General features: G+C 69.7%; 9 protein-coding genes and 1 pseudogene. 7 read left to right on the top strand and 3 right to left on the bottom strand.

Annotation, left to right across the window (positions count from 1 at the left end; genetic code table 11):
- Nucleotides 1-378, top strand: a pseudogene (locus tag ABD811_RS05270) (RNA polymerase sigma factor); the annotation flags it as partial.
- A gap of 14 nt (nucleotides 379-392) precedes the next feature.
- Here the strand turns inward: ABD811_RS05270 and ABD811_RS05265 are convergent.
- A complete protein-coding gene (locus tag ABD811_RS05265; RefSeq protein WP_344941591.1) occupies nucleotides 393-1142 on the bottom strand; it encodes a MerR family transcriptional regulator in 750 nt (249 codons plus the stop codon).
- A gap of 496 nt (nucleotides 1143-1638) precedes the next feature.
- Between ABD811_RS05265 and ABD811_RS05260 the strand changes: the two genes are divergently transcribed.
- Entirely contained in the window at nucleotides 1639-2457 is an 819-nt protein-coding gene (locus ABD811_RS05260; protein ID WP_344941588.1) for a TrmH family RNA methyltransferase, read from the top strand.
- Nucleotides 2458-2733: 276 nt separating this feature from the next.
- Complete coding sequence (locus ABD811_RS05255; protein WP_344941585.1) at nucleotides 2734-3090, top strand: hypothetical protein; 357 nt, start codon at nucleotides 2734-2736, stop codon at nucleotides 3088-3090.
- 1088 nt (nucleotides 3091-4178) lie between these two features.
- Here the strand turns inward: ABD811_RS05255 and ABD811_RS05250 are convergent.
- A complete protein-coding gene (locus ABD811_RS05250) occupies nucleotides 4179-4487 on the bottom strand; it encodes a RyR domain-containing protein (RefSeq protein WP_344941582.1) in 309 nt (102 codons plus the stop codon).
- Between the two features lie 455 nt (nucleotides 4488-4942).
- Here ABD811_RS05250 and ABD811_RS05245 point away from each other — a divergent pair, with 455 nt between their 5' ends.
- A complete protein-coding gene (locus tag ABD811_RS05245) occupies nucleotides 4943-6718 on the top strand; it encodes a plasmid pRiA4b ORF-3 family protein (RefSeq protein WP_344941579.1) in 1776 nt (591 codons plus the stop codon).
- A 204-nt stretch (nucleotides 6719-6922) separates the two neighbouring features.
- Here the strand turns inward: ABD811_RS05245 and ABD811_RS05240 are convergent, their stop codons facing one another.
- A complete protein-coding gene (locus ABD811_RS05240) occupies nucleotides 6923-7162 on the bottom strand; it encodes a DUF397 domain-containing protein (RefSeq protein WP_344941576.1) in 240 nt (79 codons plus the stop codon).
- A gap of 425 nt (nucleotides 7163-7587) precedes the next feature.
- Between ABD811_RS05240 and ABD811_RS05235 the strand changes: the two genes are divergently transcribed.
- The 3 genes from ABD811_RS05235 (at nucleotide 7588) to ABD811_RS05225 (ending at nucleotide 10688) form a co-directional block, all read left to right on the top strand.
- Nucleotides 7588-8319 carry a hypothetical protein gene (locus ABD811_RS05235; RefSeq protein ID WP_344941573.1) on the top strand — a complete coding sequence of 244 codons (732 nt, stop codon included), beginning with the start codon at nucleotides 7588-7590 and terminating at the stop codon, nucleotides 8317-8319.
- A gap of 502 nt (nucleotides 8320-8821) precedes the next feature.
- Nucleotides 8822-9058: a hypothetical protein gene (locus tag ABD811_RS05230; RefSeq protein ID WP_344941570.1), complete on the top strand. Its 237-nt coding sequence runs from the start codon at nucleotides 8822-8824 to the stop codon at nucleotides 9056-9058.
- Nucleotides 9059-9767: 709 nt separating this feature from the next.
- A complete protein-coding gene (locus ABD811_RS05225; RefSeq protein ID WP_344941567.1) occupies nucleotides 9768-10688 on the top strand; it encodes an NUDIX domain-containing protein in 921 nt (306 codons plus the stop codon).
- Nucleotides 10689-10691 lie beyond the last annotated feature (3 nt).

Below are 10691 nucleotides of genomic sequence, written 5' to 3'. Positions count from 1 at the left end.
GGCGCCCGCCGGCCGACGCCGTCGCCGTCGCCGCCCGTGTCGCCGTCCCCGACCCCGCCGGTCACGCCGCCGGTGACCCCGTCCCCGCCCGGCGTGCCGACCGTCGTGCCCGCCAAGATCGAGCTGTACGGGACCAAGACCGCCCAGGTCCGGCTGACCGCCGAGAACGGCCCCATGGTCTGGAACTCAGTGTCATCCAGCGACCGGATCAGCGTCTCCCCCGCCGAGGGCAGCCTCGAGAAGGGCGACTCGGTCGACCTGACGGTCACCCTGCGCACCACCTTCCTGAACCCGCCGGGCGAGGGCACCGTGACCTTCTCGGTGGACGAGGGCACCAGCCGCCGCCTGGACGTCGTCTGGGGCTTCTACTTCGTCTGAGCGCCGGCCGGGGGTCAGTGCTCGGGGGCGTCGCCTCCGGTCCGCCGCTGTTCGTCGAGGAGCGCCTGGACGCGGGTCTGCACGGCGCGGGCGACGAACGGGTCGACCACCATCTTCACCAGCGGACGGACGCGCCGCGCCAGGTCCGCCGCGTCGCCCGTGGCGCCTGCGCAGACGTCCGCGTGCCGCCGGACCACCTGCTCCCGCACCAGGTCGACGAACCGCCCGGCGATGACGTCGCAGTCGTCGCGGATCCGCCCGGCGGCGTCCAGCACGGCGTCCAGCGGTATCCCCGCGGCGACCAGCTCGGCGCCCGCGTGCAGCAGCCGCGGGCTCGGCACCCGGAACCGGTCGCCGTCCGGCTCGATCAGGCCGAGCTCGACGGACCGCCGCACGACGCGCGCCACCTCCGGCGCCTCGCCGCCGCGCCCCGGCAGGAACGTGCGGACCAGCTCCTCGAGGGTGACCGTGCCGGGGACGCCGTCCGACCACGGCTCGGTGAACACCTGCTCGACCCCCAGCACGTCGCCGACGTCCCGGCCGGTCTCCCAGGCCGTGAGGAGCTCCTTGATGATCGCCAGCGTGTAGCCGCGGCGGAGCAGCCGCCCGATCAGCCGCAGCCGGGCCAGATGCGCGTCGTCGTAGATGCCGATCCGGCCCCGCAGCCGCGGCGGCCGCAGCAGCCCGCGGTCCTGGTACGCCCGGATGTTGCGCACGGTGCTCCCCGCGGCCCGCGCCAGCTCGTCGATGCGGTATTCGGCCATGCCCCCGTCTCGCCTTTCGATGCCGGGTTGATCTTACGTGCCCCGCATTGCCGCAAGTCCGGTGCTGGGACGGGCCGCTGCCATTCGGCCCGCGCCGCCCACCGGGCACCGAATTCGATTACGCCTTTCCGGTGAACAGCCGGCATGACGGCGCCCGGAATCGGGGAACGTCCGGCACGTCGCCACGACGGTTCTCGGTGCCGTCACCCGGACGAGCAGGGGATCCGCGCCATCGCACGTCGCTGAATGCCCGGGCCTCGACGCTCCGCCGGGCCGCCGGACTATCGGCGAAATCACCCACCGCGAGCCCGGGAGAATTCACCTCGTGCGCGTCCTGTCATAGCGTCGCCGGCCGTTCTCGGCAATGTCTCGGCCTGTGATTCTGCTAACCCCGCCGTCCGGTCTCCGTTCGCCCTTGGCGCACATCACACGGCACCTCGTGACACGGTATGAAAGACTTGGCCACTTGAGGATCTCCGCCGAAGGACCGACCGGGTTGGACAGGGAACTGCGCGTCACACGGCGCAACGCACGATTCCAGCAGTGGCAGGCCCTGCTGTCGAACCGCACCAAGCGGCAACGGGCGGGCGAGTTCCTCGTGCAGGGCGTCCGCCCCATCACCCTCGCCGTCGAGCACGGGTGGACGATCCGCGCCCTGATCCACGACGACGCGCGCAAGCTCTCGACGTGGGCGGCCGGCATCCTCGACCGCGTTCCCGAGGCGCAGCGCGTCGCCATGGCCCCCGACCTGCTCGCCGAGCTCGGCGGCAAGACCGAGGACGTCCCCGAGCTGCTGGCCGTGGTCGCCCTGCCGCCGGACGACCTGACCCGCATCCCGCCGGGGCCGTCCTTCCTCGCGCTCGTGTTCGACCGGCCGACCAGCCCGGGCAACATCGGCACGCTCGTCCGCTCGGCCGACGCGTTCGGCGGCACCGGTGTGATCATCACCGGGCACGCCGCCGACCCCTACGACCCCAAGGCGGTCCGCGCGTCCACCGGCTCGCTGTTCGCGGTGCCCACCGTCCGGGCGCGTTCTCACCGCGAGGTGCTGCGCTGGGTGGACGACCTGCGCGCGGACGGCCTGCCGGTCACCGTCGTCGGCACCGACGAGCAGGGCGCGGTGGAGATCGCCGACCAGGACCTCACCGGCCCGACCCTGCTGGTCGTCGGCAACGAGACCAGCGGCCTGAGCACCGGCTGGCGCGAGTCCTGCGACGTGACGGTCCGCATCCCGATCACCGGCTCGGCCAGCTCCCTCAACGCCGCGTCGGCCGCCACCGTCGCCCTCTACGAAACCGCCCGCCAACGCGCCTGACCACGCCCCCCGGCTGCCCGCCCGGTGGCTGCTCCGGGGGCGAGCATCGCAAGGCACAGGCGGCACTCACTACAGACTGTGTCTACTTGCATACTCTCCGCAGTGATTTGCCGCTAAACATCCGATTTAAGGCGAGTGATCGCTTTGACGTAATCTTGCTTCTTTTTGCTGATCTGGAGGTATTTGTCCGAGATGGTGCGGGAATCCCTCTTCTCGGCGAGATGGAGCGAATTCCGCAATATCTCGTCTCGGTCGAAAACCCAGATAGGGGGAGACATGCGGAAGAACATTCGCACGGGAGTTGTCCTCGGCATCTCCGGCCTCGCGCTGAGCGGTGCCGCCGTGCTCACTCCCGCCGCCCAGGCGTCCACCGTCGGCCACACCACCGCGACGGGCCAGGCCGGCTCCACCGCCACCGCGCTGGCCTGCGGCCGCAAGCGCTGCAAGCGGTACAAGCACCACAAGCGCAGCGTGGGTGTCGTGGTGTTCAAGCGCCACTACTTCGGCCCCCTGGGCGACATCCACGAGCGCGGCGTCGGCATCAAGGGCCGTGGCACGGGCTTCGGCGGCCTCGGCTTCGGCGGCCTGGGCTTCGGTGGCTTCGGCGGTGGCTTCGGCGGCTTCGGCTTCTAGCCCCGCCGACGTGTGACGACCCTGACGGGCGTCCCGTGCGACAACGCACGGGACGCCCGTCCCGTGTTTTCAGAAGATCACCCGCACGAACGCATGCGCCCTCGATCAACTAGATAAAAGCCCCCTCCCCGACATCATCGATCTCCACCACACGGCCCAATTCTCCCCCGCCCGGAAGAGCCCCCGTCCCCCAAAAGGATGATTCCCGCCGCGAAAAAATCCCTGCGAAAAACCCGCCCCCCAGAGCCACCCCACCCTGCGCAACCACCCCTTCGCGGGCAGCCGTATCGCGGCAGGTACCCGCGCCATGGCAGCAGCGCCGTGGGTGCCCGTGTTGTCGCGGGTAGCCGCGTCATGGTGGGCAGGCGCGTGGTGGTGGGCAGGCGCGTCGTGGGGGGTGGCCGTGCTGTGTGGGTGGCCGTGCCGTGGTGGGCAGGCGCGTCGTGGTAGCTGGTCGCGTCGTGCTGGGTGGTCGCGCTGTCGTGGGCGGCGCGTCTTGATGAGGGCGTGTTGTGCTGGGTGGCCGTGTTGGCCTGTGGAGATCGGCGCGTGCTGAGGCTGGGGGCCGCGAGTGTGTGGGCGTGGGTGGGGAGCCTTCGGGAGGGCGGGGGTGGTGAGGTGTTCGGCTTGCTTGGCCTGTGAAGAAGACGGCGGTGTTGAGGTTGGGTCCAGGGGAGTGTGCGGGGCGTGGGTGGTGTTGGGGAGGGCGCGGGGTGGGTGATGGTGAGGTGCTCGGCTTGGTTGACCTGTGAAGAGGCCGGTGCGTGTTGAGGCTGAAGGTTGAGGGAACGTGCGCGGGGCGTGGGTGTGGCCGTGCCGTGGTGGGGGCGTCTCGACGGTGGTGAGGGCGTAGTGGGCGGCTGTGTCGTGGTGGTGGTGGCCGTGCCGGGTGGCCGCGTCATAGTGGGGCGGCGTGGTGGGCAGGTGCGCGGTCCTGTGCGCTGTCGTGGGGGAGCCTGTTGCGATGGGGGGCGTGCCCTGGTGGGGAGTGCGCTGGCGTGGGTAGTCGCGTTGTGGTGGAGAGGTGCGGTGGCGGCGTCGTGGGGCTTGGGTCTGGCTTTACCCGCTGACGGTCAGGGGCCTGTGGTCTAAAGCGTTCTTCGAGGGGCCAGGCGAACGATCTGGTAACCGGCATCAGCCAGTATCTGCGGCAGTGCCCGCACGGCGTCGCGGCCCTTGTCCCTGGCGTGCTCGCTCAGGTGCTGCCAGTCGACCATGTCGGGTTGGAGCTTGCGTTCGTCGTCGCGCAGGCGGCCGAAGCGCCAGCCGTCGCCCTCGCGTTCCCTGGGCGGCGGGCGGTGCCCGAACAGCAGATCACAGACGGACAGCGAGAAGAGGACGACCGGCGCGTATGCCGCGCGGGTGGCGCTGTCGCTGATCCGAAGCACGCCGTCCACTCATCACGTTGCCGCAGGAGTCGAAGCGAGTCGGCGGGCAGCTCCGCAGCCTGGACGTACCAGACGGTTGCGCTCGGCGCTGCTCGGCAAGGGGGCCATGAAGGTGACCAGCTGGGGCAGCCCCGATTGTCGACACGTACCTCGGTCCGGCGCGGTGACCGCCGTGGTGCCGCTTCAGAGCCGTGACCACATCAGAGAGCCAGAACGCCCGCGCCGAAGCGGTCGCCTTCGGCGAGGGCGCTGGTCACAGCGGAGGATCGGGCATGCGAACCCCCGCATGGGCGGTAAGCCCAAGCCGCATTGGGCGGCTGCGACGCTGGACGCGCTGCGACCGCACCACAGGCGAGCCGCGTGCCCGGCGCGAAACCGGCGTCGCCCGGGGGCGCCTGCCTCCTAGGCTGCTGCGCATGTCGAATCGTGCCGTCGCGGATGTAGAGGGTCTTTCACCTGAACGGTTGGTCGCACAGGCACGTGCCTGTCCGGCGCTCGCCACCGCGCGGACGCTGGCCGAATGGGTCGGTACGGGGCGGGAGGTCACCGCGCGCGGGGTACTGCGGCCCGCCGCCGCCGTCGAGGCGTGTGATCTGCTGGGCATAGAGGTGCCGTCCCGCAGGCTGCGCAGTGCTCTGGACGTCCACGAGCTGATGATGGTGTGGTCGGCGGCGGCTGCGGCCGGGTTCATCGAGGTGACCGGCGGCCGGGTGGCGGTCGGCCCCGGCCTCGGGCAGTGGCTGGAGGGGACACCGGAGAACGTCCTGGCCGTCTGGGCCTCTTGCGCGGCTCAGTCGCTGGGGCTTGCGGGTGAGGCGGAACCGGAGGACCTGGAATACCTGGTCGTACTCGCCACTCTCTATGAGCGCGGCGGCGCGGCGTCGTCGGCGGAGTTGAGCGCGGCCATCGACGAACTGGCGGGCGGCCCGCCCTTCTGCGAGTGCCCAGACTGCACGGCGCGGGGTGAGGCACCCGGCGCGGTCGTGGGGCTGCTGTCCGACCTCGACCCGGACGAGGCTGGGGCCGAGGACGCGGTGTGGGCGCTGGGCGAGTTCGGCATCGCGCAAGCGCGGGACGAGGGCGCCGAACTGACCCCGCTCGGCCACTGGTTCACCGATCTGCTCTTCCGCGTGAACGCCCCGGCGGCGGACGCCGACGCCGCGGAGCTGGTCGCCGCGCTCTCAGGGCTCCCCGACATGGTGACCGAGCTGATGGGCCGATCGTGGCTGTCGGCCCGCCCTCCCGCGGCGGCCGTCCGCGAGTTGCTCGCCGCCGGTGCGGCGGCGTCGGGCCAGGAGCGCCTGACCGCCCTTGCCCTGGCGCGCGGGCGCGGCCCTGAGGCGGCGCCGGCGTGGCGCGAGTGGGCGGCCCGGGACGGGTTCGGCGCCCACGCCCGGGTCTGGCTGGCCGAGCAGGACGGTACCGAGCCGGCCGAGGCGGACGAGGCATGGGTCACCGTGGACACGCTGACCGTCCTGCTGGACTCGCTGCCCGCCGACGTGCCCGCGAACCTGCTGCCCGCCATCCTGCGGGCCGGCGCCGGTGCCGAGCTCGCCGAGGTCCTGCCGCTGCTGGAGGGGTGCGGGCATCCGGACGCACCGCGGCTGGCCGGAATGCTGAGCGGCGACCCGGGCTCCGGCCCGGTCCCGGCTCCGATCCCGTTGCCGGTACCGGCGCCCCGCGAAGGGGGTTCTGGCGCCGCTTACCAGATAAAGGTCCAGCTGCGAGGGGTGACCAAGCCGCCGGTGTGGCGGCGTCTCCAGGTCCCCGCCGACATCAGATTGGACCGGCTCCATGAGGTGATCCAGGCCGCGATGGGCTGGGAGAACTACCACATGCACGTGTTCTCCCACGGCTCGGGCGAGTACGGGCTCCCCGACCGCGAACTCGGACATCGCGACGAGCGGAAGGTGGCGCTGTCGCAGCTGCTCACCCTCGCGGGCGACAGGATCGGCTACACCTACGACTTCGGCGACGGCTGGGAGCACGACATCGTCCTGGAGGAGGTCCTGCCGCCCGGCACCGAGGTCGCCGATCCGTGCTGCACAGCCGGCAAAGGGGCGTGCCCGCCGGAAGACTGCGGCGGCGTCTGGGGATACGAGGAGCTGAAAGCCACGCTGGCCGACCCGGACGCCGAGGACCACGAGGACATGCTCGAATGGCTCGGCCTGGACTCGGGCGACGACTTCGACCCGAAGGACTTCTCCCTCGCGGAGGTCAACCGCAGGCTCCGCCGCTGACCCGGCAGGCGAGCAGACCGGCGGACGGACGATCGGGCATCGGCCCGGCGGTGTACGCGTGGGCCGGGACGGCCGGACGTTTCTCGTGGAAGGGCCGGGGCCATGGCTCCGGGGGCACGGTGGTGCGCGGCGGGCCGTCCGGGATGGGGTGAACGGACCCGCCGCGACTCAGCGTTACGTGAGCGGGGGACGGTCGTGAGCCGGTCAGCGGGTCGCGAGGGCGGAGTTCACGGCGGTGCGCAGTGCCGCGCGGGTCAGCAGGAGGACGGGGCCGTCCGGGTCCTTGCTGTCCCGCACCGCCACCGCGTCGGCCACCGCCCCGCCCGCGTCCGCTAGTTCGATGCAGTTCCCGCCGTTGGATGCGCTGCGGCTACTTTTGCGCCACGCGAGCCCCGCAAATCCGCCTGGCCGGGGCAATGGGCTGTGGAGGCTGAGGCGGACCATGGATTGATCCCTCCTGCCGGAGCGCGGGGACGGGACGCAGAGCCCGTCCCCGCCGTGACCAGCTTTCGTTTGCGCGCAGACCGCCGACGATCGACAGCAGCTCCAGTCTCCTTCCCGGGCGAGTAGACGACCCTCTGCAGATGGAACGGCAGCGCCCGCCCGCGGGGTGCCCGCGGGGCACGTACCGAATCTTGATCAAGGAGTGGTTCGAGTGAGGTTTTTGATTCAGATCACCGAGGTCCGAAGCGGGAGGCCGGCGAGGTGGTCGGCAGGGGTCTTGTCGTAGCGTGGCGATGCCTCGCCGGGCTGGCCACCTTCGGCCTTTCTTCTTCCGTTTGGCGGCCTGATCCACCTAGTGCAAGGTCCGCTCGACTGCTTGAGTTGGACACTCGGTTGGAACGTGACGACCTAAAGGAGTCCGGAACATGGCAACAGATGCCCCCGACGGACCGGTTCCGGCAGCAGCCGTACGTGGGCAGCGAGTCCTCGACCTCCTGGACAGGGCAATTGAAATCCAGAGCCCATTGGTGCTCAAGAACATCGCCCGGGCCCGCCAGCGGAACCCGGAGGCCACACCAGCGCAGGTGATCCGCAATCTGGAGCGGATGTACGTCAGCGCCTTGGCCGGGTCGGGTGCTGCAGTTGGAGGAACTGCGGCCGCGCCCGGCGTCGGCACGGGAGTCGCACTGGCACTGACGGCAGGCGAGACTTTCACATCTCTTGAGCTGAGCGTCCTCTTCGCGCTCTCGCTCGCCGAAGTCCACGGAGTCCCCATCGACGAGATCGAGCGCCGCCGAACGATCGTGATGGGAATCATGCTCGGGGGGTCCGGCTCCGCCACCATTTCCAAGGTCGCCGAGCGTACGGGGCAACACTGGGGACGTCAGATCGTCGCCAAAGTGCCAGTCGAGACGTTGCGTCAGATCAACAAGATCCTGGGGAAGAACTTCATCACGAAGTATGGGACCAAGCAGGGAATCATCGTTCTCGGTCGAGTGGCACCGTTCGGTATCGGCGCTGCGATCGGTGGTGGCGCCAACGCTGCCATAGCCGCTATGACCGTGCGGGCCGGTCGCCGCGCATTCGGTCCCCCTCCGACGTCGTGGCCAGGTTCGACGCCCGACACGCCGCCAACGACTGAGAACTCGCCTGACTGACCCTCCATGCACTGAAGGGTGTCGAGCGCCCCGCCTCCGCCACCGGAGTCGACCACGGCACCTACACCGCGCTACGCAACCCCTGACGACTCGCACCTCGCCAGCACGCACTTAGACGAGTTCGCTCGGCTCATCACGTGCCATCCAGGGCCCACAAGCCGGACATCCCGGAACGCGACAGGGGCTTCGTCCAAGATCTGATCTTGGGCCGAAGCACCTGTCAGGTGGCGGAGGATCGGGCACCAGAGAGCCTGCCCGATGGTCTCGAACGTACCCGGAGGGCTCAGATGCGCGATCACTCTCCGTGCGGATTGTTCCGCCGTCGGCCCCGTTGGACCCACTCCTATACGAGCCGATGTGACGGCGAAGAAGGGCCACGCCGATTTTGTCGTTGCGGTGGCACCGCTCAACGGCAGATGAGGATGTCACGTAGACGATTGGATCGTTCTCCGAACCACGGTGGAAAGTCATCGCGGTCACCCCGGCACTCCGCGAACGTGAGTTGGCCAAGCACGCGATGCTCACCGACGCCGTGGCCGAGGCCCTGCGACAGCGCGGTGTCAGTGACGGGCTGGCCGACCTGGCTGCCCGGACCGGCTGGGCGGCCTTCCAGCACGCGGTCGACGCCTGGGCCGACGACCCCGCGCCGGGTCTGGACGCGCATCTCTGCCAAGCCTTCGACGATCTACGCGCGCTCTCTACGGCCGTCCCACCGACACAGGCGAGCCCCGAACACTGATACGGCCCGCCTGCGGTCACCCGAACGCGGCAACCACCAAGTCCGAAGCAGGCGAGCGAACCGTCACCCTCGCACCCTCGCCGTCCTTCGCTCATGGCGTACTCACCAAAAGGAAGAGAACCTCGCAGGCGGTCCTGAAGCGTGGGTGGAGTCCGGAAGACTCTTCACCCGCGAAGACGGTTCCGCGTTGAGGCCCGAGTGGATCTCACAGCGCTTCGACGTCCTGATCGAGCGCTACAACGCGATCTGGCGGCGTCACCTCGAAGAAGAGTGGCCGCTCGATCGAGTAGTACGGCGCTATCGCGTCAGCCTGCGGACGGCCCAAGCAGCCATCGACGGCAGACCGTCCCGCCGATAAGGTTCCACGACCTGCGCCACGACGCGGCGACGCTGAGCTCCCTCGGCAAGGTCGAAGGTGATCAGCGCGACGCTCGGCCACTCTCGGTCATCGTTCACGGCGGACACCTACGCCTCGGTCCGGCTGCGGCTGAGGCGATGGCCGCCGTGGTGCCGCTGCGACGTGATGGCCACACCAGACACCGAAAACGCCTCCGCCGGGGGTGCTCACCCTCGGCGGAGGCGCTGAACAGTGGCGGAGGATCGGGGATTTGAACCCCGGATGGGCGGTAAGCCCAAACCGCATTAGCAGTGCGCACCAAGGGGCGAACGTGGCATGTCCGGTCCGAGCGCCCCGCGGTGATGGACGGCCATGGACGCCGATGCACCGCGCTGGAACGCAACCATGAATGCAACCGGGTTGCAGTACGGCAGGCGCCCCGCCGGGCCGCGCCGAGCGGCGATTCGCTTCCTCGCCTCGCCGCCTAACATAGGACCAAGGTCGCAGACGGAGGGCTGCCAGCTGATGGGTGATGTCGCTGCTGGGGTCGAGCGGGCAATCCGTGGGTGGATCGCCTCCGGAGAACTACCGCCAGGCGCACGGCTCCCCGCGGAGAGATCCATGGCCCAGGAGCTTGGCGCCGGCCGCACAACGGTGCGCCAGGTGCTCGCCAAGCTGGTTGCCGATGGGACGCTGCGGGTCACCCACGGCAGCGGCTACTACGTGACGGACGCCTACGAGCGGGCCGCCCAGGGGCGCACTCTTGAGCCATGGAAGATCCACGGCGAACGCACCGTCTACGACAACCGGTGGGTGCGTCTCGGCCTGGTGGACGTCGAGCCGCCCGGCATGGAGCGATTCGAGCATCACGTAGTGCACCTACAGCGGGTCGCCATTGCCGCAGTAATCGACGATCAGAACCGCGTCCTGATGCTGTGGCGTTACCGCTTCGTGCCGCGTCGGTGGGGCTGGGAACTGCCCGGAGGGATCGTCGACAAGGGCGAGGATCCTAAACAGACAGCGCTACGCGAGGTCGAAGAGGAGACGGGATGGCGTCCGCGATCCCTGGAACACGCCGTCACGTATGAGCCCATGGTGGGAATGGTTGATTCGCCTCACGAAATCTTCATTGGACGCGGAGCCACTCGCGTGGGCGACCCAACCGATATTGAAGAGTCCGGCGAAGTCGCTTGGATTCCCTTGACAGATATTCAGCGCCTGCTTAAGAAAGACGAACTAATGGGCTCTGGAACACTGGTGGCCCTGCTACACGTACTGGCGTTCGGCCACTAGGGG

It is taken from the genome of Actinomadura miaoliensis (assembly GCF_039536785.1).
Taxonomy (GTDB): Bacteria; Actinomycetota; Actinomycetes; order Streptosporangiales; family Streptosporangiaceae; genus Spirillospora; species Spirillospora miaoliensis.
Note: the sequence above shows the minus strand (reverse complement) of the source record. Positions and strands in the feature narration are given on the sequence as shown.

Bases quoted from the DNA above. Each gene is read 5' to 3' on its own strand.
- ABD811_RS05265 (WP_344941591.1), bottom strand. From the start codon at position 1,142: ATGGCCGAATACCGCATCGACGAGCTGGCGCGGGCCGCGGGGAGCACC.
- ABD811_RS05255 (WP_344941585.1), top strand. From the start codon at position 2,734: ATGCGGAAGAACATTCGCACGGGAGTTGTCCTCGGCATCTCCGGCCTC.
- ABD811_RS05240 (WP_344941576.1), bottom strand. From the start codon at position 7,162: ATGGTCCGCCTCAGCCTCCACAGCCCATTGCCCCGGCCAGGCGGATTT.
- ABD811_RS05235 (WP_344941573.1), top strand. From the start codon at position 7,588: ATGGCAACAGATGCCCCCGACGGACCGGTTCCGGCAGCAGCCGTACGT.
- ABD811_RS05225 (WP_344941567.1), top strand. From the start codon at position 9,768: ATGGACGCCGATGCACCGCGCTGGAACGCAACCATGAATGCAACCGGG.